Annotated in this window: 17 protein-coding genes and 1 pseudogene; 11 read left to right on the plus strand and 7 right to left on the minus strand. The window is 60.0% G+C overall.

Annotated elements, in window-relative coordinates; all coding sequences use genetic code 11:
* Nucleotides 1–37: 37 nt before the first annotated feature.
* The gene (locus AC0IXS_RS21175; protein WP_471825603.1) at nt 38–2,338 is read right to left on the minus strand and encodes an autotransporter family protein; all 2,301 of its coding nucleotides are present in this window, start codon (nt 2,336–2,338) and stop codon (nt 38–40) included.
* Nucleotides 2,339–3,142: 804 nt separating this feature from the next.
* Here AC0IXS_RS21175 and AC0IXS_RS21180 point away from each other — a divergent pair.
* From AC0IXS_RS21180 to tadA, 3 genes are all read left to right on the plus strand, one after another.
* Nucleotides 3,143–3,922 (plus strand): hypothetical protein, encoded by a 780-nt coding sequence (locus AC0IXS_RS21180; protein ID WP_122667660.1) that lies wholly within the window; start codon nt 3,143–3,145, stop codon nt 3,920–3,922.
* Nucleotides 3,923–4,128: 206 nt separating this feature from the next.
* Nucleotides 4,129–5,502, plus strand: a complete 1,374-nt coding sequence (locus AC0IXS_RS21185) for a multicopper oxidase family protein (protein WP_320470487.1) — start codon at nt 4,129–4,131, stop codon at nt 5,500–5,502.
* The gene (tadA, locus tag AC0IXS_RS21190) at nt 5,502–6,005 is read left to right on the plus strand and encodes a tRNA adenosine(34) deaminase TadA (protein ID WP_471825605.1); all 504 of its coding nucleotides are present in this window, start codon (nt 5,502–5,504) and stop codon (nt 6,003–6,005) included. The genes AC0IXS_RS21185 and tadA overlap by 1 nt, the downstream gene beginning before the upstream one ends.
* Here the strand turns inward: tadA and mltF are convergent.
* Complete coding sequence (gene mltF, locus AC0IXS_RS21195; RefSeq protein ID WP_081021729.1) at nt 6,002–7,492, minus strand: membrane-bound lytic murein transglycosylase MltF; 1,491 nt, start codon at nt 7,490–7,492, stop codon at nt 6,002–6,004. The two genes, tadA and mltF, sit on opposite strands and share 4 nt — an antisense overlap.
* 213 nt (nt 7,493–7,705) lie before the next feature.
* On the opposite strand from mltF, the gene purL reads away from it, so the two are divergent.
* On the plus strand, nt 7,706–11,602 hold the full coding sequence (gene purL / locus AC0IXS_RS21200; RefSeq protein WP_449124441.1) for a phosphoribosylformylglycinamidine synthase: 3,897 nt from the start codon (nt 7,706–7,708) through the stop codon (nt 11,600–11,602).
* 16 nt (nt 11,603–11,618) lie between these two features.
* Entirely contained in the window at nt 11,619–11,930 is a 312-nt protein-coding gene (locus AC0IXS_RS21205) for a YqfO family protein (RefSeq protein ID WP_057409042.1), read from the plus strand.
* A 206-nt stretch (nt 11,931–12,136) separates the two neighbouring features.
* On the opposite strand, the pseudogene AC0IXS_RS21210 reads toward AC0IXS_RS21205, so the two are convergent.
* Both AC0IXS_RS21210 and AC0IXS_RS21215 read right to left on the minus strand, forming a co-directional pair.
* A pseudogene (locus AC0IXS_RS21210) lies at nt 12,137–12,559 on the minus strand (L,D-transpeptidase family protein); the annotation flags it as partial.
* Nucleotides 12,560–12,750: 191 nt separating this feature from the next.
* Complete coding sequence (locus tag AC0IXS_RS21215; protein WP_122667658.1) at nt 12,751–13,302, minus strand: NUDIX hydrolase; 552 nt, start codon at nt 13,300–13,302, stop codon at nt 12,751–12,753.
* Between the two features lie 149 nt (nt 13,303–13,451).
* Between AC0IXS_RS21215 and AC0IXS_RS21220 the strand changes: the two genes are divergently transcribed.
* The 5 genes from AC0IXS_RS21220 to purT all read left to right on the plus strand — a co-directional run bounded on the left by AC0IXS_RS21220 (nt 13,452) and on the right by purT (nt 16,740).
* On the plus strand, nt 13,452–14,048 hold the full coding sequence (locus AC0IXS_RS21220) for a CoA pyrophosphatase (RefSeq protein WP_004878851.1): 597 nt from the start codon (nt 13,452–13,454) through the stop codon (nt 14,046–14,048).
* A 58-nt stretch (nt 14,049–14,106) separates the two neighbouring features.
* Nucleotides 14,107–14,631, plus strand: coding sequence for a gamma carbonic anhydrase family protein (locus tag AC0IXS_RS21225; protein ID WP_057409039.1), 525 nt, complete (start codon nt 14,107–14,109; stop codon nt 14,629–14,631).
* On the plus strand, nt 14,631–14,849 hold the full coding sequence (locus AC0IXS_RS21230; protein WP_057409038.1) for a DUF1289 domain-containing protein: 219 nt from the start codon (nt 14,631–14,633) through the stop codon (nt 14,847–14,849). The genes AC0IXS_RS21225 and AC0IXS_RS21230 overlap by 1 nt, the downstream gene beginning before the upstream one ends.
* A 138-nt stretch (nt 14,850–14,987) precedes the next feature.
* Complete coding sequence (locus tag AC0IXS_RS21235) at nt 14,988–15,455, plus strand: VUT family protein (protein WP_004878860.1); 468 nt, start codon at nt 14,988–14,990, stop codon at nt 15,453–15,455.
* A 103-nt stretch (nt 15,456–15,558) separates the two neighbouring features.
* A complete protein-coding gene (gene purT, locus AC0IXS_RS21240) occupies nt 15,559–16,740 on the plus strand; it encodes a formate-dependent phosphoribosylglycinamide formyltransferase (RefSeq protein ID WP_057409037.1) in 1,182 nt (393 codons plus the stop codon).
* Nucleotides 16,741–16,782: 42 nt separating this feature from the next.
* On the opposite strand, the gene AC0IXS_RS21245 is transcribed toward purT, so the two are convergent.
* From AC0IXS_RS21245 to AC0IXS_RS21255, 3 genes are all read right to left on the minus strand, one after another.
* On the minus strand, nt 16,783–18,102 hold the full coding sequence (locus AC0IXS_RS21245) for an MFS transporter (protein WP_122667657.1): 1,320 nt from the start codon (nt 18,100–18,102) through the stop codon (nt 16,783–16,785).
* A gap of 295 nt (nt 18,103–18,397) precedes the next feature.
* Entirely contained in the window at nt 18,398–19,642 is a 1,245-nt protein-coding gene (locus AC0IXS_RS21250) for a transporter associated domain-containing protein (RefSeq protein ID WP_057409101.1), read from the minus strand.
* 12 nt (nt 19,643–19,654) lie between these two features.
* Nucleotides 19,655–20,467, minus strand: coding sequence for a cytochrome C assembly family protein (locus tag AC0IXS_RS21255; RefSeq protein ID WP_057409035.1), 813 nt, complete (start codon nt 20,465–20,467; stop codon nt 19,655–19,657).
* A gap of 213 nt (nt 20,468–20,680) precedes the next feature.
* On the opposite strand from AC0IXS_RS21255, the gene ffh reads away from it, so the two are divergent.
* A complete protein-coding gene (ffh, locus tag AC0IXS_RS21260; protein WP_004878868.1) occupies nt 20,681–22,057 on the plus strand; it encodes a signal recognition particle protein in 1,377 nt (458 codons plus the stop codon).
* The last annotated feature ends 206 nt before the right edge of the window (nt 22,058–22,263 follow it).

Raw genomic sequence — 22,263 nt, forward strand, 5'->3', positions numbered from 1 at the left:
CATCGGCGGGCTTTGTTGTTTCACGCAAACACGTTGATCAGAAGTCGTAACGCACGTTCGCCGTGAAGGTGTCGGCGTCGAAACCGCTGCTGGTCAGGTAGTTGTAAGTCCCGCCCACGCTCCACGCGCCCACACGGTAGTTTGCGCCAAGTCCCAGCTCGTAGCTGTCGCGCGCCGGTGTGGCACCTGTGGTGGTGAAAGGGGTGCCACCGAGCACGAAGGTGGAGGTGGTGCCGGCTTTGTCGCCGATGAAATCGTGCCAGGCCATCAGCTTGGCTTCCGGCTCCAGGCTGCCCACGCCTACGTCAAAAGCGGCTGCCAGACGAGCGCCCAGGCCCATTTCGCCGATTTCGTAGCGCTGGCTACCGACGTTGAGGGCGGCTGAGCTGCCTTTTTCACGGTACGAATCCATCGATACGTTGGCATAGCGTGCACCGACCTGTGGTTCCAGCAGCCACTGTTTGTCGAGTTGGAAGGTGTAGCCTGCCAGTGCGTTGACGCCGAAGATATTGCTGTCGTAGTCAGCCTTGGCACGGGTACCGGCGATGTAACGTTTGGACTCGTTGTCGTTCCAGCCATACATCAACGAGGTGTCGACAAAGAAGTTGTCACGGTTCCAGTTGCCGTACAGGGTCAGTGCATGGCCGCTGACATCGGTTTTGTGGCCCAGGTCGGATTTCACGTCGCTGGTCAGGTAGCTGTAGGCCAGGCCCACGGTGGTATCGGCGTTGAGCTTGCCATCGGCACCTACGGCGATGCCGTTTGTGTTGGCGTCGTAGCCATCGATACCGTGACGGCTGTCCTGATTGGCATCGCTGGACAGCGCTTGCAGCCATACGCCTTGTTCTGCCAGGACGTCACCGGAGGACAGGCCGCTACGCGCTTTACTGGCGCGGCGGTTGATGGCACCTGCGACCAGGTTCTGGCTGTTGGTGGCGGCGTTGATCACCCCGCGGCTGACGTCCGGGGTCAGGGTTTCGGCAAGTCTGGCCAGCTCTTCGCTGGTGGTGGCGTTGGCAAAACGCTGGAATACCGGGTCGCTTTCGTCCAGTTGGCCCATGACCGTGTTCTTGAACGGCTTGATAGCGTTCACCGCGTTGCGCGAACCACTCGCACCCAGCAGGTCTTGCGTGATCGCATCATCACTGCGGGTGGCAACCAGTGCTTTCACGTCCTGGCCTTCAATGCCGAAATTCCTCACCTCAAGCAGCGCCGAGGAGGAAATCACGGACAGGTTCTGCGGGTCTTCCCATGTGGCAGAGTTGAGGAGGGTGTAGCGGGTGCCCTCGGCTGACGTGCGGAAGTCGTCGGAGCGAGCCTGCAGTTCGATCTGGCTGCCTGGAGCGAAGAAGGTATTGCCGGTGACTTTCAGGATCGGCGTGTCAGGCAGTGTGTTGTTATCCAGCAGCAAGCGCAGGCGAGCAGTGTCGCTGTCCATGTCGAGGTTACCCACAATCGTCGTCTGCGGGCGAAGCAGGGTCAGGCGACCACCGTCGAGATCGACGAAGCCGGCGCGGATGGTGGAGCCGTCGAACATCGCGTCACCTTGCACCAGCACGCCAGTCAGGCCCAGCAGGTCACCCTTTACTTGCCCACCTTGCCAGTAAAAGAGCGAAGGGGCTGTATTGTCGTCCGCCAGAATCGCTGCAGTGCCGCCTTCGATCAGGCCACCAGTCTGCGTGATGGCGAATGTGTCGAAACCGGCGGAGGCATCGAGGCCCCTAAAGCGGATACCCACCCCTTCGGCTGAGACAGTCCCGCTGTTGTTGATCTGGGTCTTGAAGTCGGGCGTAATTTGACCGGTGAAGCGGGCCTTCTCGATCTCGATACCTGTAGATTGGGTGCCGCGAGCGGTGATAGTGCCGGAGTTGTTGATTCGCGTCTGGGTCGAGGTGATCAACATGCCGTCGGCGTTATGGCCAGTCACCGTGATGTTGCCGTTGTTGTTCACCTCACCCGCAATCTTCGCCAGATAAATGTCCAGCCCTGTGGCGCCTATGCCGCTGACCGTAATGTCACCATTATTTGCCAGATCGCCAGCGACGGTGGAATTCACGGCCACGGAAACACCGGCCGGAAAGTCGATGGGGGTCGCAGCTGTCAGGTTGATCTTGCCCTGGTTGACCAGATTACCCGCCAGGGTCACGTTGTTCAGTGCTACGCCTGCGTTTTGCGATGTCCCGGTGAATGCGGCGTTAGTGAAAACATCGCCCGAGCTACGGTATTCCCCTGTGCTCAGGTCGTGGTTCAGGTCGGTTCCGGGGGCGGCATGGACTGTGGCAGTGGTCGCCGCGACGGACAGCGCCAACAATGAGCGGCGCAGGTGGGAGATGTTCAAGGCAGTATCCTTACAGGGCAGAAACTGACAGGGAACAGCCCACGCGTCAGCGTCTTTTTAGGCCTCCCTGCCAGCTTGTCAGTGAAGTGCTGATTCAAGCGGATGCAACTTTACACGAGGCTTATAGGCGCTTCATCATAAAAATGATCCACAACTAAAAAAGTATAAAGAGTGCGACGATATCGTCGTTTTTCGAGGCTTTTCGGGATTGTTCAGCGACAAGCGGAACTTTAAGGGTTTTGTTGTGGTCTTGCTCTAGTGGGCATTCAAGTACGTTGTCTGCATGTTCTAACGGTCTTGCTCATCCTTTGTCTAGGGGTGTTCGTGTTGCAGCGGAGTCTGGCACCGTCACCTCAAGCGCGGGTGGATGCCTTTAAGCAAGCTGGTTGAAATGCCTGGTGCCAGACATACTCAATAAGCTTTGTCAGTTATGTAAAGCCGCAGCGCACTGGATCAGCGCCAAAAACAGAACCGTCGTCATATTCATCTTTTATCCTTAGTGCTTGAAGAAACGACAAGCCTGATTTAGCCCGAGTGCCGCTTACTCAGAGAAATCAGGTAGTGGGTCAGTCGTGGTTAATCACACGATCACAGAGTCCCGTACTTGCGTTTTTAAGGTCCATCACATCAACGACGCAAGTGGTTATGCGTTGACGCACTTTTCGATGATCGCACGGGTCGAAGTCGCGTCCCTGTTCATGCACACTAAGGCGCTTACCGATCAATCGAGCAGTGCACGACTCGTTGCGCCCTTATTCGTTTGACGTGACGCCACGACCCGCCGCCAAATCCCATAGGTCATTCATGGAACTGCACATTTGCGATGTCTCTGACTGGGCGCTGTTCAATGCCATTGCTCTGACACTGGAGCAGGAACTGAACGGCGAATGGCTGACAAAGGCGGATGGGCTGGATCAGCGTTATTGGGATCTGGCGGTGGATGGCGGGGTGATCACTCTGCATCTCGAGCATTATCTGGGCATCATGCTGCTCGTTGAGAACGAGCCAGCGAATGCGCAACTTGATGCGCAGTTGATCGCCATGGCAGGACGGGTGCTCGAGCCTTACCTCCAGGCCAAGCCACCGCCTCCTCCGGCCTACAAGATTCTGCGGCCGAAATTGAGTCTATCGCGACTGGTCTTCCCAGTGCTTTTACGCCAGGTGCCGTTAGGGTTGATCGCCGTGTTGCTGGTGTTTATGGCGGTGTCACCTCAGGGTCAGCAGGGCAAAGGGTGGGCTGGTGCGGTGTCAGGCTGTGTGGTGATGGCGCTCCTGGCTTCAAGGATTGTCGTCGGCCTCTATCGACGCACGTCGCTTAGGGTAGACCGTTCAGGCAGCGCGGTGGTCGCGGGTGTCCAGCGCGGATACCGGACGCCTCAGCGTGTGGTGATCAGCTGCGACTTCGCTCGCGTGCTCAGTTTTCGTACCTTTATTGTCTACGAGAATGGAAAATTGCTGGTTGCCTGTCATCACGACGGGATGCAGGATCGCGAGGCTGCCTACACCCTTGCCGTCTATCTGGGCGTGACCGCTTACCAGGAGAGCCGTTCTCAGGGCCTCAGGAAAATCAAGGCGCCTACCTGAGCGGTTTGACCTGCTGTTTGCGTTGATCGCTGTCATTGGCGCGTTGAACAACGCCGATTACGGCTCATGGCCTCTGTGCTTTTCAGGGTTCAGTGTTCGCGTTACTTCTTGACCCTTATCTTTCCCCAAATGCAGGTGTATCGTATTCGCCCCCGCGCACCGGCCCTCCGGGCGCGCTCCCGCAGTCGTTTCGAGGTCTTTGCTTTATGTCTTTCACCCGCCGCCAAATCCTCACAGGCATCGCCGGTCTCGCCGTGGTCGGGCTGGGTGCGGGTGGTGCTTCGCGTTATTGGCTGGGGCGTAAGGAGTCGCAAGCCGGTTCTGATTTCGTGCTGATCGCTGCGCCGCTGGACGTCGAGTTGGTCCCCGGCCACAAGACGCCTGCCTGGGCGTTCGGTGGTTCAGCACCGGGCACAGAGTTGCGGGTGCGACAGGGCGAGTGGCTGAGGTTACGGTTCATCAATCAGTTGCCGGTCGAGACGACGATTCACTGGCATGGCATTCGGTTGCCGCTGGAGATGGACGGAGTACCGTACGTCTCGCAGCTGCCGGTCAAGCCGGGTGAGTATTTCGATTACAAGTTCCGGGTGCCGGACGCCGGTAGCTACTGGTATCACCCGCACGTCAGCAGCAGCGAAGAGCTGGGGCGTGGGCTGGTCGGGCCGTTGATCGTTGAAGAGCGCGAGCCGACCGGCTTCAGGCATGAGCGCACGGTCAGTCTGAAAAGCTGGCATGTGGACGAAGAGGGCGCGTTCACCGAGTTCAGCGTGTTGCGCGAGGCGGCGCGTGAAGGTACGGCGGGGCGGCTTTCGACGTTGAACGGTGTTCCACAGGCGGTCATTGAGTTGCCTGCCGGGCAGATTACCCGTGTGCGGCTGCTCAATCTCGACAATACCGTGACCTATCGCCTCAATCTGCCCGATGCCGAGGCGCAGATCTATGCGCTGGATGGCAATCCGGTCACGCCGCGTCCGTTTGGCGACGAGTACTGGCTTGGTCCGGGTATGCGGATCTGTCTGGCGATCAAGGCACCGGCGGCTGGCGAGGAGATCTCGCTGCGTAACGGTCCGGTGCGGCTGGGCACGTTTCGTTCGGTCGCCAACAATGATGCGCCGGGCGAGTGGCCGCCGGAGCTGCCGGCCAATCCGGTTGCCGAGCCGGATCTGGAGCGCGCCGAGAAGATCAATTTCAATTTCGAGTGGGTGGGGTCTGTGTCGGTCAACACCGATAACGGCAAGCCGCCGAGCCTGTGGCAGATCAACGGCGAAGCCTGGGACATCACCGACAAGACCTGTGCGGATCGCCCGATTGCCAAGCTAAAGCTGGGGCAGAGCTATATTTTCGAATTGAAGAACATGACCCAGTACCAGCACCCGATTCACCTGCACGGCATGAGTTTCAAGGTGATCGCCTCCAATCGGCGCAAGATCATTCCTTACTTTACCGATACCTTTCTGCTGGGTCGTAACGAACGGGCGCGGGTGGCGCTGGTGGCCGATAATCCTGGCGTGTGGATGTTTCACTGCCACGTGATCGATCACATGGAAACCGGTCTCATGGCCGCCATCGAGGTGTCGTGATGCGCCAGCCGCCGATTATCGATCGCAGCAACGATCATTACTTCATGCGCGAGGCGCTGGCGCTCGCTGCGCAAGGCGCGCTGTTGGGTGAGGTGCCGGTGGGCGCTGTTGTCGTGCAGAACGGCGAGATCATCGGCCGCGGCTATAACTGCCCGATCAGTGGCAGCGACCCGAGTGCTCATGCCGAGATGGTTGCGATCAGGGAGGCTGCAAAGGCGGTGGACAACTATCGTCTGCCCGGCAGCACGCTCTATGTGACGCTTGAGCCGTGCAGCATGTGCGCGGGCCTGATCGTGCATTCCCGTGTGGCACGGGTGGTCTACGGCGCGTTGGAGCCGAAGGCGGGCATCGTGCAGAGCCAGGGGCAGTTCTTCACCCAGGGGTTCCTCAACCATCGCGTGTTGTTCGAAGGCGGCGTGCTGGGGGAGGAGTGCAGTGTGATGCTGAGCGAGTTCTTCAGGTTGCGGCGTGCGGCGAAGGATGCGGAGAAGGGTAAGACTTAGAGCGCGCTCTTGTCGTCGCTGGCGGCAGGCGCCGGGGTTGGGTCTGACGTGGGTTTGGTCTTGTCGACGCCGGGCACATGCAGATTGCCCTCTGCGACCTGATCGCCTTCGAGCTGCGGCTGCGTGACCCAGGTCAGAATGTCGTAGTAGCGACGGATGTTGGCAACGAAATGTACCGGCTCGCCGCCACGAGCATAGCCATAACGCGTTTTGCTGTACCACTTCTTCTGCGAAAGGCGCGGCAGCATTTTTTTCACGTCGAGCCATTTATTGGGGTTCAAACCCTCGCTTTCCGCCAGTTTGCGCGCATCTTCCAAGTGGCCGCTGCCTACGTTGTAGGACGCAAGAGCCAACCAGGTGCGATCCGGCTCTTCTATCTTGTCATCCAGCTGTTCCTTCACGTAGGCAAAGTACTTGGCTCCGCCCTGAATGCTCTGTCGTGCGTCCAGCCGGTTGGTGACGCCCATGGCCTGCGCGGTGTTCTGGGTCAGCATCATCAGGCCGCGTACGCCGGTCTTGGAGGTCACGGTCGGCTGCCACATCGATTCCTGATAACCGATGGCCGCCAGCAGACGCCAGTCCACCTGTTCCTTCTTGGCGGACGTCTGGAAGTGCTTCTCGTATTTGGGCAGGCGTTCCTGCAGATGCTGGGCGAAGGTATACGCGCCGACATAACCCAGTACGTCGACATGGCCGTAGTAACGGTCTTTAAGACGCTGCAGGGTGCCGTTCTTCTCGACCTTGTCCAGATAGGCGTTTATTTCGTTGAGCAGGCTGTTGTCTTCGCCCGGCCCCACAGCCCAGCGCTGTTCGCGGGCTTCACCCAGGTCGAAGGCGACGCGTACGTTGGGGAAGTAGACCTGGTTCATTGCCAGTTCGTTGGAATCGACCAGCGTGAGGTCAATCTGGCCTTCATCGACCATGCGCAGCAAGTCGACGACTTCCACCGCGTCGGATTCTTCGTATTCAATGCCGGGATTCTGCGCTTTCAGCGCGGCGAGCTGTTCGGCGTGGCTGCTGCCCTTGAGCACTACAATGCGTTTGCCGACCAGATCACCCGCATCGGTCGGGCGTGACTGGCCGTTGCGATAGACGACCTGTGGCGTGACTTCGAGGTAGGAGTGAGAGAAGCGGGCCTGCTGCCTGCGCTTTTCCGTGTCGATCAGACCGGCGGCGCCCAGTACCGGGCCTCCCGGCTTGTTCATCTGGTCGAAAAGGTCGTCCAGGTTATCGGCGGTTTCGATCTTAAGTTCCACACCCAGATCTTCGGCAAAGCGCTTCACCAGCTCGTATTCGAAGCCGGTTTCACCGTTGCGATCCTGGAAGTAGGTGGCCGGACTGTTGCGAGTGACCACGCGCAGCACGCCGTCCTCCTTGACCCGCTCCAGTGTGTTGGGTTTATCCACACAGGCGCTGAGCATCAGGAAGAGTCCGGTTGCGATGAGCCACTTGGCGCAACGAGTGCGGAAATCGGGTCTGAAGAACATCGGTGCAGTATACGCAAAGCGCACCGGGCGCCATATCTCGACAGCGATGCTTGCGTCTGATAGGCAACGGCATTTTGATAGCATTTGTCGCGTTTTCGAAGGTGGAGTGACATTCGGGCGCATGGAATGCTGCCGTTTTGGGTGATCAACGTCCCAGTTTAGGCTAGAATACGCGGCCTCAAAGCACACCCCCTTCCCGAGGCTGTCCCGAAGATGTTGATCCTGCGCGGTGCTCCTGCCCTTTCTGCCTTCCGCCACAGCAAATTACTAGAACAACTGAAACAAAAAGTTTCAGCTGTCAGTGGCTTGTACGCTGAATTCGCTCACTTCGCCGACGTCACTGACGCTCTGTCCAGCGAAGAACAGCAGGTTCTCGACCGTCTCTTGAAATACGGCCCAAGCGTGCCGGTTCAAGAGCCGAGTGGCCGTCTGTTTCTGGTGTTGCCACGGTTTGGCACCATTTCGCCATGGTCGAGCAAGGCCAGCGACATCGCTCGCAACTGCGGTCTGGCGAAGATTCAACGCATCGAACGCGGGATCGCCTTCTATGTAGAAGGCCAGTTCAGCGACGCCGACGCTCAGTCCATCGCCGACAGCCTGCACGACCGCATGACTCAACTGGTCCTGGGCGACCACGAACAGGCCGCCGGTCTGTTCAGCCATGCCCAGCCCAAGCCGTTGACGGCGATTGATATCCTGGGTGGCGGTCGCGCTGCGCTGGAAAAGGCCAACGTTGAATTGGGTCTGGCTCTGGCCGAAGACGAAATCGACTATCTGGTCACCAGCTTCAACGGGCTGGGTCGCAACCCGCACGACATCGAACTCATGATGTTTGCCCAGGCCAACTCCGAGCACTGCCGCCACAAGATTTTCAACGCCAGTTGGGATATCGATGGCCAGAGCCAGGAAAAAAGCCTGTTCGGCATGATCAAGAACACCTATCAGATGCACAGCGAAGGCGTTCTGTCTGCCTATAAGGACAACGCTTCGGTGATCGTCGGCAATGTCGCCGGTCGCTTCTTCCCGGATCCGGAAACCCGCCAGTACGGCGCGGTGCAGGAGCCGGTGCATATTCTGATGAAGGTCGAGACGCACAACCACCCGACCGCAATCGCTCCGTTCCCGGGCGCATCGACCGGTTCCGGTGGGGAGATTCGCGACGAAGGTGCAACCGGTCGCGGCGCCAAGCCGAAGGCTGGTCTCACCGGTTTCACCGTTTCCAACCTGCAGATTCCGGGCTTCGTGCAACCCTGGGAGAAGCCTTACGGCAAGCCTGATCGTATCGTGACCGCGCTGGACATCATGATCGAAGGCCCGCTGGGTGGCGCGGCGTTCAACAACGAGTTCGGCCGTCCTGCGCTGACCGGTTACTTCCGTACCTTCGAGCAATCGATCACCACACCGCATGGCGACGAAGTCCGCGGTTACCACAAGCCGATCATGCTGGCTGGCGGTATGGGCAACATTCGCGAAGATCACGTCCAGAAGGGCGAGATCACTATCGGTTCCAAGCTGATCGTGCTGGGCGGTCCGGCCATGCTGATCGGTCTGGGCGGCGGTGCTGCTTCATCGATGGCGACCGGCACCAGCTCTGCGGATCTGGATTTTGCTTCGGTTCAGCGTGAAAACCCTGAAATGGAGCGTCGTTGCCAGGAAGTCATCGACCGTTGCTGGCAGTTGGGCGACCGCAACCCGATCAGCTTCATCCATGACGTGGGTGCCGGTGGTCTGTCCAACGCTTTCCCTGAGCTGGTCAACGATGGCGGTCGTGGCGGTCGTTTCGAGTTGCGTAACGTGCCAAACGACGAGCCGGGCATGGCCCCGCTGGAAATCTGGAGCAACGAATCCCAGGAACGTTACGTTCTGGCGGTGGGCGTTGAAGACTTCGACCGCTTCCAGGCGATCTGCGAGCGCGAGCGTTGCCCGTTCGCTGTGGTGGGCGAGGCGACTGCCGAGCCACAACTGACCGTGACCGACAGCCATTTCGGCAACAACCCGGTGGACATGCCGCTGGAAGTGCTGCTGGGCAAGGCCCCGCGCATGCACCGTTCGGTCGAGCGCGAAGCCGAGATGGGCGACGATTTCGATCCGAGCACGCTGGACATCGAAGAAAGCGTTCAGCGCGTGCTGCGTCACCCGGCGGTTGCCAGCAAGAGCTTTTTGATCACTATCGGCGACCGTAGCATTACCGGCCTTGTGGCCCGCGATCAGATGGTCGGTCCGTGGCAGGTGCCTGTCGCTGACTGCGCTGTGACCGCCACTAGCTTCGACGTCAATACCGGCGAAGCCATGGCCATGGGCGAGCGGACTCCGCTGGCGCTGCTGGATGCTCCGGCATCGGGTCGCATGGCCATCGGCGAAACCCTGACCAACATCGCGGCCTCGCGCATCGAGAAGCTGTCCGACATCAAACTGTCGGCCAACTGGATGTCGGCCGCCGGTCACCCGGGTGAAGACGCCCGTCTGTACGACACCGTGAAAGCGGTCGGTATGGAACTGTGCCCTGAGCTGGGCCTGACCATTCCGGTGGGCAAGGACTCCATGTCCATGAAGACCCGCTGGAGCGATGACAGCGAAGAGAAGAGTGTAACGTCGCCACTGTCGCTGATCGTGACCGGCTTCGCGCCTGTAGTTGATATTCGCAAGACCCTGACCCCAGAGCTGCGCATGGACAAGGGCATCACTGACCTGATCCTGATCGATCTGGGTCGTGGCCAGAACCGTATGGGCGCCTCCATTCTTGCCCAGACTCACGGCAAGCTGGGTCGCCTGGCTCCGGACGTCGATGACGCTGAAGACCTCAAGGCGTTCTTCGCCGTGGTTCAGGGTCTGAATGCCGACGGCCACATCCTGTCCTACCACGACCGTTCCGACGGTGGCTTGCTGGTCAGCACCCTGGAAATGGCCTTCGCCGGTCACTGCGGCCTCAAGCTGCACCTCGACGGTCTGGCTGACAACGCGTCCGAACTGAACGAGATTCTGTTCAACGAAGAACTGGGTGCGGTCATCCAGGTTCGTCAGGACGCCACGCCGCTGGTGCTGGCTCAGTTCAGCGCGGCCGGTCTGGCAGATTGTGTGTCGGTCATCGGTCAGCCGGTGAACAACGATGAAGTGGTCATCAGCTTCGCGGGCGAGCCGGTCTTTACCGGGCAGCGTCGTCTGCTGCAGCGTCAGTGGGCTGAGACCAGCTATCAGATCCAGCGTCTGCGCGACAACGCCGAATGCGCCGATCAGGAATTCGACGCGCTGCTGGAAGAAGATAACCCTGGCCTGACCGTCAAGCTGGGCTTCGACGTCAACGATGACATCGCCGCGCCTTACATCAAGACCGGTGTACGTCCTCAGGTGGCTGTGCTGCGTGAGCAGGGCGTCAACGGTCAGGTTGAAATGGCTGCTGCGTTCGACCGCGCTGGTTTCAACGCCATTGACGTGCACATGAGCGACATCCTGGCTGGTCGTGTCGATCTGAATGACTTCAAGGGCATGGTTGCCTGTGGTGGCTTCTCTTACGGCGACGTATTGGGTGCCGGTGAAGGCTGGGCCAAGTCGGCGCTGTTCAACAGCCGCGCCCGCGATGCTTTCCAAGGCTTCTTCGAGCGTACTGACAGCTTCACCCTGGGTGTGTGCAACGGTTGCCAGATGCTCTCCAACCTGCACGAACTGATTCCGGGCAGCGAGTTCTGGCCGCACTTCGTACGCAACCGCTCCGAGCAGTTCGAAGCCCGCGTCGCGATGGTGCAGATCCAGGAGTCGCCGTCGATCTTCCTGCAAGGCATGGCCGGTTCGCGTATGCCGATCGCCATCGCTCATGGCGAAGGCCACGCAGAGTTCCGCAACGCTGATGCGCTGCTGGAAGCTGACGTATCCGGAACAGTCGCGCTGCGTTTCGTGGACAACCACGGCAAGGTCACCGAAACCTACCCGGCCAACCCGAATGGTTCGCCGCGCGGTATCGGCGGTCTGACCACTCTCGACGGTCGCGTCACCATCATGATGCCGCACCCTGAGCGTGTGTTCCGCGCTGTTCAGAACTCGTGGCGTCCTGAGGACTGGAACGAAGACGGCGCCTGGATGCGTATGTTCCGCAACGCCCGCGCCTGGGTTAACTAAGGCGGGCTGGCGGCACATGTACAAACTTGCCTTCTTTGTTCCGCCGAGCCATGTGGACGAGGTCAAGAATGCCGTATTCGCTGCTGGTGCAGGGCGGATCGGCGCTTACGACCAATGTTGCTGGCAAGTGCTCGGCCACGGTCAGTTCCGCCCGCTGGATGGCAGTCAGCCATTTATCGGGCAGGGCGGCGTGGTTGAGCAGGTGGAGGAGTGGAAGGTCGAGCTGGTTGTGGCCGATGAGCTGATTCAGCAGGCAGTGGCGGCGCTCAAGCAGAGCCATCCCTACGAAACACCTGCTTATGAAGTGTGGCGGCTGGAAGAGTTCTAGGTTCTGTCGTTGAAATGCCTGTGTGTCAGCACGAATGGGACGCGGAGCGTCCCGGGCTGCATACCCACGCGGAGCATGGGCACGATCAGTGTGCAGGTCGTGAGCGTTTTGGGCTGGATATTGATCGTTACCACGCTCTGCGTGGTAACGCCTCTCAGGACGCTCCGCGTCCGGTCTCAAGATCACACCGAGTCTGACTGGCCCGACTACGGCCTTATCTCGATCATTGTCCCGTCTTTCACCAGATCCCAAATCTCGCGCATGTCGTTGTTCTTCAGCGCGATGCAGCCGTTGGTCCAGTCGAGCGTATGGAAATACCACTCCGGGTACTCCTCATCCACCGGCGTGCCGTGAATCATGATCATGCTGCCCGGCTTTACGCCCTCACGCCGTGCGCGCGCCGAGTCCGAAATGTTCGGGTAGGAGATGTGCATCGAGAGGTTGTAGTTACCGCTTGGCTGACGCCAGTCGAGCCAGTAGAAACCTTCAGGCGTACGCTGATCGCCTTCCTGAAGTTTGGTGCCCTTGGGGTTCTTGCCCAGAGAAATCCGATAGGTCTTCAACGCTTCGCCGCCGCTGATCAGTTGCAACTGACGCACCGACTTGAGCACCAGCACCTTGTCGATTTTCTTGTCGGCGATGCTTTCGGTGTTGATCACCTTATTGTTGATGATCTTCTGTTCACTGCCCTTGGGCACGATGGTTTGAGTGAAAGCAGCCTGGGACAGCGGGACGAACAACATGCAGACGAAAGCGAGCAACCAGCGCATTACCATTTCCCTGAGGGCTCAAAAGAGCCAATCTCGATTGCGAAGCTGAATTAAGAAACCTGCATTGGGCGTGACGGGGGAAGGGCACTGGTATGAACCGGGTAAACCTGCCGACGCCGATCCGCGAAGAAGCATTCTAGGGTACGCCTGACCGTCATGAAAGCCAGGTCTTGCCACGGAATGTCGGCTTCTTCGAATAATTGCACTTCGAGGCTTTCAATACCGGCAGCGAAGTCCTCGGTTGCCATCTCTGCGCGGTAGAACACATGCACCTGATTGATGTGTGGCACATCGATCACTGAGTACAGATGCAGCTCACCCAGGGCCGCACAGGCTTCTTCGACTGTCTCGCGCCGTGCCGCCTGTTCGATGGTCTCGCCGTTCTCCATGAACCCGGCTGGCAGTGTCCAGAAGCCCAGGCGCGGCTCGATGGCGCGACGGCACAGCAACACCTTGTCGCCCAGCGTCACCAGACAACCGGCGACGATGTTGGGATTCTGATAATGAATGGTGTGGCAATGCTCGCAGACATACCGCAGGCGGCTGTCGCCTTCGGGGATGCGCTGGATGACGGGGTTGCCACACTGGCTGCAAAATTTCATGGTGTCGGTCGATAGTGAATGCAGGCGCTATCTTGGCTTGTCCCGCCGCCGATGAGCAAGCGTCTATGTGGGGCGACTTGTCCTACAAGGGCTTGGGCACTTCGCAGCTTTGGTGCATAGTGCCGGTAAGCAACAGATCGAGATTTGCCATGCTGGATGAGCTACTTCGCCGTGTAGTCAGTCATACGCCGGACACCCTTGAGACGGATCGCTCCTTTCCCGAGGCCGCAGTGCTGGTGCCTGTCACTCGCAGTGACGAACCGGAGTTGATTCTCACCCTGCGCGCCAGCGGGCTTTCGACCCATGGCGGTGAAGTCGCCTTTCCCGGCGGGCGGCGCGATCCCGAAGACCCTGACCTGATTTTCACGGCCTTGCGCGAGGCCGAAGAAGAGATCGGCCTGCCACCCGGCCTGGTGGAAATCGTCGGCCCGTTGAGCCCGCTGATCTCCAAGCACGGTATCAAGGTCACACCGTATGTGGGCGTGATTCCCGACTTTGTCGAGTACCGGCCCAACGATGGTGAAATCGCCGCCGTGTTCAGTGTGCCGCTGGAGTTCTTTCGTCAGGACACCCGCGAACACACGCACCGGATCGACTACGAAGGACGCAGTTGGTACGTCCCCAGCTACCGTTATGGCGAGTACAAGATCTGGGGGCTGACCGCAATCATGATCGTCGAACTGGTCAACGTGATGTACGGCACGCAGATCAGCCTGCATCATCCGCCCGAACGTTCTACCACCTGAGCACCGTGTCATCCATAAAGCGTCATGCCCAGGAGCATGGCCAGCCTGAGGAAACCGCATGAAATACCGACTGGGAGAATCCCGCGTCCAGACCGATCCGCAAAGCTGGGTCGCACCCAATGCGGTGCTGATCGGCAAGGTCAGGCTGGAGGCGGGGGCCAGTGTGTGGTTCAACACCGTGTTGCGTGGCGATAACGAACTGATTCATATCGGCGAAAACAGTAACGTGCAGGACGGCACAGTGATGCACACCGACATGGGCTCGCCGCTGAACATCGGCAAGGGCGTGACCATAGGCCACAACGCCATGCTTCACGGCTGCAGCGTTGCCGATTACAGCCTGATCGGTATCAACGCGGTCATCCTCAATGGGGCGAAGATCGGGAAGTACTGCATCATCGGCGCCAATTCACTGATCGGCGAAGGCAAGGTCATTCCCGATGGCTCGCTGGTGATGGGCTCGCCGGGCAAGATTGTCCGCGAGCTGACCGATGTGCAGAAGAAAATGCTCGAAGCCAGCGCTGCCCATTACGTCCACAACGCCCAACGCTATGCCCGCGACCTGGCGGTGCAGGAAGATTGATGAGCACTGAATCGATAGTCGAAAAGCCGGTCCGTTCGCCCTGCGTCAGCATTTGCGCGCTGGACGAAGATGATATCTGCACCGGCTGCCAGCGCACCGTCAGCGAAATCACCCGCTGGAGTCGCATGAGCAATGACGAGCGCCGTGTTGTGCTCGGCCTGTGTGAAGATCGGGCCAGGGCCAGCGGGATGATGTGGACGGTGGGTGGCAAGGGTTGAGCCCTGCCGAATCATAGCGCCGAAGACTTAGTGGGCCTCCCACGGGTTTTCTCTGGATCAAACCTGCGGCGCTATATCCACCCCGGCTTTCCCTGCTGCTACCATTGGCACCCATTTTTCAGGCAACAGTACCCGCCCATGCTTTTTCTGATCGCCTACATCGGCAGCGTCGTGCTGATCAACTTCGCGTTTTCCAGTGCACCGCATCTTGATATCATCTGGTCGGCCTGGGGCGGGCTGGTGTTCGTGCTGCGCGACATGGTGCAGATCCGGTTCGGCCACGGCGCGATTCTCGCCATGCTGGCGGCGCTGGTGCTGTCCTATGTCACCAGCGATCCGACCATTGCCCTGGCCAGTGCCACGGCATTTGCGGTATCCGAATGCATCGACTGGCTGGTATTCAGCATCACCAGGCGACCACTGCGCGACCGTCTGTGGATCAGTTCGGCGTTGAGCATTCCGCTGGACACCTTCATCTTCTTCGGCATGATCGACGCCCTGACAACACCCGTGATTCTGACCGCGCTGCTCTCCAAGTTTGCCGGAGTGACTGTTGTCTGGATGATCATGGCCTGGCGGGCACGCAACAATGCTTGTCCGGGTTGAGCCCCCATTTGTCGGGGCTTCATGGTAAATTGCGCGCCTTTCTCCACAGCGGTTGCTCGCACACGGCGGGCTGCCCTCGATATCTGCTCCACGAGGACCTGAGATGACTCAAATCGGAACTCCACTGTCGCCTACCGCGACGCGCGTATTGTTCTGCGGCAGCGGCGAGCTTGGCAAGGAAGTCGTGATCGAGCTGCAACGCCTGGGCGTCGAGGTGATTGCGGTCGACCGCTATGCCAACGCCCCGGCGATGCAGGTTGCGCACCGCAGCCACGTGGTCAACATGCTCGACGGCGCCGCGCTGCGCGCAGTGATCGAGGCCGAGAAGCCGCATTTCATCGTTCCGGAAATCGAGGCCATCGCCACCGCCACGCTGGTAGAGCTGGAGGCCGAAGGTTTCACCGTCATCCCGACCGCTCGCGCAGCGCAGCTGACCATGAACCGCGAAGGCATTCGTCGTCTGGCCGCTGAAGAGCTGAAGCTGCCGACTTCGCCTTACTACTTTGCCGACACCTTCGAGGCCTACAGCAAGGCGGTCCAGGATTTGGGCTTCCCATGTGTGGTCAAGCCGGTCATGAGTTCGTCGGGCAAGGGCCAGAGCCTGCTCAAAAGCGCTGACGACGTACAGAAAGCCTGGGATTACGCGCAAGAAGGCGGGCGTGCCGGTAAAGGCCGTGTGATCGTCGAGGGGTTCATCGACTTTGATTACGAAATCACCCTGCTGACCGTGCGTCATGTGGGCGGCACCACATTCTGTGCGCCGGTCGGCCATCGACAGGAGAAGGGCGATTACCAGGAATCCTGGCAGCCACAGGCGATGAGCCCGGCAGCGCTGGCAGAGTCCGAGCGCGTGGCCAAGGCTGTGACCGAGGCGCTGGGCGGTCGCGGCATCTTCGGGGTTGAGCTGTTCATCAAGGGTGATCAGGTGTGGTTCAGCGAAGTGTCGCCGCGCCCGCATGACACCGGTCTGGTGACATTGATTTCCCAGGACTTGTCGCAATTCGCTTTGCACGCCCGCGCCATCCTGGGCCTGCCGGTTCCGTTGATCCGCCAGTTCGGCCCGTCGGCTTCGGCAGTGATTCTGGTCGAAGGTCAGTCGACGCAGACCGCGTTCTCCAACCTCGGTGCAGCATTGGCCGAGCCGGACACTGCCTTGCGTCTGTTCGGCAAGCCGGAAGTCAATGGTCAGCGCCGTATGGGCGTAGCCCTGGCGCGTGACGAATCCATTGAAGCTGCCCGCGCCAAAGCCACCCGCGCATCGCAGGCGGTCAAGGTCGAGCTGTAACGTTGTCCCTGATCGTGCCCACGGGCACGATCAGGGATGTGTTCAACCCACCTGATTCAAGTCCTCATTGCGTGTCTCTTTCAGGCACAGCACCGCGAGCACGCTGATCAGCGCCGCCGCCGACACATACCCGCCCACCCAGCTCAGTCCTCCCATCGCTACCAGTTTCTGGGCGAAGAAGGGTGCGACCGAAGCCCCGACGATTCCCCCCAGGTTGTAGGCAGCCGATGCCCCGGTGTAACGAACTTGCGTCGGAAACAGCTCAGGTAGCAGCGCGCCCATCGGTGCGAAGGTGACGCCCATCAGGAACAGTTCGATGCACAGGAACAGTGCCACGCCCCATGTGGTGCCGTGGGTCAGGAGCGGTTCCATGGCAAAGCCCGACAGAATCGCCAGCACGCCACCGACCAGCAGGACCGGTTTGCGTCCGAAACGGTCGCTCGCCAGCGCTGCCAGCGGCGTGGCGGCTGCCATGAACAGAACGGCGAAGCACAGCAGCCCCAGGAAGGTTTCCCGCGTATAGCCCAGTGTCGAGACACCGTAGCTCAGGGAAAACACCGTCGAGATATAGAACAGCGCATAGCACACAACCATCGAAGCGGCGCCCAGCAGCATCGGCTTCCAGTGATCGCGGAAGGTTTCCACGATGGGCATTCTGACCCGCTCATGACGAGCCATGGCCTTGGCGAACACCGGGGTTTCTTCAAGCTTCAGGCGCACGTACAGCCCGACCATGACCAGCAAGGCGCTGAGCAGAAACGGAATCCGCCAGCCCCAGTCACGGAACTGCTCGTCGCTCAGGGTCATCGCCAGAGTCAGGAACAGGCCGTTGGCGGCAAGAAAGCCGATCGAAGGACCCAGCTGCGGAAACATACCGAACCAGGCGCGCTTGCCCTTGGGTGCGTTTTCCGTCGCCAGAAGCGCAGCGCCGCCCCATTCGCCACCCAGTCCAAGCCCTTGGCCGAAGCGCAGCACGCATAGCAGGATCGGCGCCCAGGCACCAATGGTTGCGTAGCCCGGCAATACGCCAATAAGGGTGGTGCAGATGCCCATCAGCAGTAGCGAAGCCACCAGCGTTGACTTGCGGCCGATGCGATCACCAAAGTGGCCGAACAGTGCCGAGCCCAGCGGGCGCGCGAGGAAGGCGATACCGAAGGTCAGAAATGACGACAGCATCTGTGCGGTGCCGGACGTTTGCGGAAAGAACACCGGGCCGATCACCAGCGCGGCGGCAGTGGCGTAAACGTAGAAATCATAGAACTCGATGGCCGTGCCGATGAAGCTGGCCGTGGCGACGCGGGTCGCAGAGTTGGCGGGCGGCGCAGCTGCGGTGTCTTCGTGAGCGGTTGAGGTGCTGGTCATGCGGTTATCCCTGACGGTCATCTTGCCGGTCGGCACGGCATGCGCGACGGCAAGTCTTCGTTATTGTGGTTGTTACGTCATTATGGCGCAGCGCTGAGCAGCGTAGCCCGGTTGGGCGAGAGGGCAATGGCCGCGCTCATGGGTAAGGGCGCGAGCCAGAGAATTGAAGCGTTCAGGCTACAGGCCTATCGTCTGGCGTGCGGGTAGCACAACGACGGCCGGGCTGGATAAGCGTCTCGATTATAGGAAGCGGACTGGATCTGAAACAAGTGCTTACACGGCGCTGAATCGTTCCTTACTTGAACACCAGGCTCGGCGCGTTCTGCCACATGGCGACGCGCGTCACACGGTTGTCTTCGGTTTCCAGAATTTCCAGCCGGTATGGACCAATCTTCAGGCAGACCGGCGCTTCGGGAATGGTCTCCAGTGCCTCGGTGACCAGTCCGTTCAGGGTTTTCGGGCCGTCAGACGGCAGGTGCCAGCCCAGGCTCTTGTTCAGATCACGGATAGAGGCGGCGCCTTCCACTTCCAGGCGGCCGTCTTCCTGGCGTTTGATATGCGGATTATCGAGCGTCTGCTCGCTTTCGAACTCGCCGACGATTTCCTCAAGAATGTCCTCGAGCGTGACGATGCCCAGCACTTCGCCATACTCATCGACCACGATGCCAAGGCGGCGCTGCTGCTTGTGGAAGTTGAGCAGTTGCAGTTGCAGCGGCGTGCTTTCTGGCACGAAGTACGGTTCATAGCAGACCGACAGCAGCTGTTCCTTGGTCAGCGTGCCCTTGGGCAGCAGGTGGCTGATGTCGCGGGTGTTGATGATGCCTTGCACCTGATTGATGTCGTTGTGAAACACCGGCAGGCGCGTGTGACGGGAAATGATCAGGCGCTCGATGATCAGCTCGATGGAGTCGTCAAGGTTGACGCCGTCCACTTCGCTGCGCGGAATCAGGATGTCATTCACGGTGATGCTGTTCAGCGCATGAATGCCGGACAGCACGTTGGCGCGTGGGTAATGTTCCTGAACGCCGTCGTGATGAGGGGTTTGCTGTGCTTCTTCGTCGAACTCCCGGCCAGGGTCCTGCACATTGCCCTTGAGAACAGGACGCAGCAGGGTTTTCGCAAGGGTATTGAACACCCAGGTCACCGGTCGGACGATCATCATTGGCAAGCGCAGCAGGCCGTTGCCCAGGTGCAGTGTCGAGACGGGATAGCGGCTGGCCAGACGGCGCGGCATGTACTCGCCAAACACCAGCAGCACGCCAGCGGTGCCCAGCCAGGCCACGGTCGGCCCGTTGTAGAACCAGTAATCGGCGGCAATCAGGGTCGCAATCACGGTGATCAGCACCCTGATCAACGTATTACAGAGAATCAGGCTGTTGAGGTTGAAGGCCAGTTCGGGAAGCGTCGAGTCGCCGGGACGGCTGCCTGCGCGCATGATCTTGAGTTGTTGGTGGGCGTTCTCCACTGCGGTGAACAGACCGGACCAGAGTATCAATAGCGCCAGAACGCCAAGCAGCGGGGCGATGGGCAGGTTATCCATGATCATCGCCCGTCAGATATGCAGAATGAATTCGCGTACCAGCTTGCTGCCGAAATAGGCCAGCATCAGCAGGCAGAAGCCACCCAGCGTCCAGCGGATGGCCTTGTGTCCACGCCAGCCGAGGCGGTTACGGCCCCACAGCAGCACGCTGAACACGATCCAGGCCAGACAGGCCAGCAGGGTCTTGTGCGCCAGATGCTGAGCGAACAGGTTTTCGACGAACACCCAGCCGGAAATCAGCGACAGCGACAGCAGTATCCAGCCTGCCCACAGGAAACCGAACAACAGGCTTTCCATCGTCTGCAAGGGCGGGAAATTCTTGATCAGGCCCAGCGGATGCTTGTGCTTGAGCTGGTAATCCTGCACCAGCAACAGCAGGGACTGGAATGCTGCGATGGTAAACATGCCATAGGCCAGCAGCGACAGCAGAATATGGCTGAGAATGCCCGGCTCTTCGTCGATCGGCTGCACCGTGCCACTCGGCGCAAACTGCGCCAGCAGGGCGGTGATCATGCCGAGAGGGAACAGCAGGACAAGCAGGTTTTCTACCGGGATGCGGGTGGTGGCGATCAGAGTCACGACGATCACCGACGCAGCAATCAGGCTGGCCGAATTGAAGAAGTCCAGACCAAGGCCGACCGGGCGTGCCAGTTGCGAGAACAGGCCGATGGCATGGGCGATCACGGCAAGCGTGCCGAGCAGGTACAGCAGCCGCTTGTCAGGCCTGACGCTCTGGCTCAGACGAAGACCCTGATAGACGGTCGCAGCGGCGTAAAGACTGGCGGCGGCGAGGCTTGGGAGCAGGCTGGGTGGCAAAGGGGACATAGATCCTGATGGACGGGCCTGAAAAGACGCTGAGTTTGGCATAGAACCGGCAAATCACGAAAGACCACAGAAGCAGTCTGCGTGGTGTCCGTGCAGCGGAGTCTTCGCTATAATCCGCCACCTGCTCAAGCCGCAGGCTCGCCGAGCGCCATTTCTGCATCACGGGCCGGGCCGCATCAACCGGGGTTCGACGAGAGCCTGAAAGGATCGCCCATGTTTGAAAATCTGACAGACCGCCTCTCGCAGACGCTTCGCCACGTAACTGGCAAGGCCAAGCTGAACGAGGACAATATCAAGGACACGCTGCGCGAAGTGCGCATGGCCTTGCTCGAAGCCGACGTCGCGCTGCCGGTGGTGAAGGACTTCGTCAACAACGTCAAGGAACGTGCGGTCGGCACCGAAGTGTCGCGCAGCCTGACGCCGGGCCAGGCGTTCGTGAAGATCGTCCAGGCCGAACTCGAAAGCCTGATGGGTGCCGCCAACGAAGACCTGGTGCTCAACGTCACACCGCCAGCCGTCGTGCTGATGGCCGGTCTGCAGGGTGCGGGTAAAACCACGACTGCCGGCAAGCTGGCGCGCTTCCTTAAAGAGCGCAAGAAGAAAACCGTGATGGTGGTTTCGGTCGACGTCTACCGTCCCGCCGCCATCAAGCAGCTCGAAACCCTGGCCAACGATATCGGCGTGACGTTCTTTGCGTCCGACATCAGCCAGAAGCCGGTGGACATCGCCCAGGCGGCTATTAAAGAAGCCAAACTCAAATTCATTGATGTGGTGATCGTCGACACCGCCGGCCGTCTGCACATCGACGCCGAGATGATGGGCGAGATCCAGTCGCTGCACGCGGCGGTCAAGCCGGCCGAGACGCTGTTCGTCGTCGACGCCATGACCGGCCAGGATGCTGCCAACACCGCCAAGGCATTCGGCGATGCGCTGCCGCTGACCGGCGTGATCCTGACCAAGGTCGACGGTGATGCTCGTGGCGGTGCCGCGTTGTCGGTACGGGCCATCACCGGCAAGCCGATCAAGTTCATCGGTATGGGCGAGAAGAGCGACGCGCTCGAGCCGTTCCACCCGGACCGTATCGCTTCGCGAATCCTCGGCATGGGCGACGTGCTCAGCCTGATCGAGCAGGCCGAACAGACCCTCGACAAGGACAAGGCCGACAAGCTGGCCAAGAAGCTGAAGAAGGGCAAGGGTTTCGACCTCGAAGACTTCCGCGATCAGCTGCAACAGATGAAGAACATGGGCGGCCTTGGCGGCCTGATGGACAAACTGCCGAGCATCGGCGGCGTCAACCTGTCACAGATGGGCAACGCGCAGGGTGCAGCCGAGAAGCAGTTCAAGCAGATGGAAGCCATCATCAACTCGATGACGCCGGCCGAGCGCCGTGATCCCGATCTGATCAGCGGTTCGCGCAAGCGCCGCATTTCGATGGGTTCGGGAACCCAGGTTCAGGACATCGGGCGTCTGATCAAGCAGCATAAGCAGATGCAGAAGATGATGAAGAAGTTCTCCGCCAAGGGCGGAATGGCGAAAATGATGCGCGGCATGGGTGGAATGTTCCCCGGCGGCGGCATGCCAAAGATGTGATTGTGTCGCGCGCGTAGTGTCTTGCGCGCGTCCCGCATGGGGGGCGACCCCCGCTCAGCCCGCGTTGTGCGGGCTTCTACGTGCTGTCATACCGACAGCGCTCCAGCAAATCTGGACGGCACGCCAATAGGCGCCGGAAAAAGACATTTGCAAAAGTCGGGATATTCCTTAGAATATGCGGCCTTTCGGGCACCTATGCCCGCTGT

It is taken from the genome of Pseudomonas sp. AC016 (assembly GCF_979253365.1).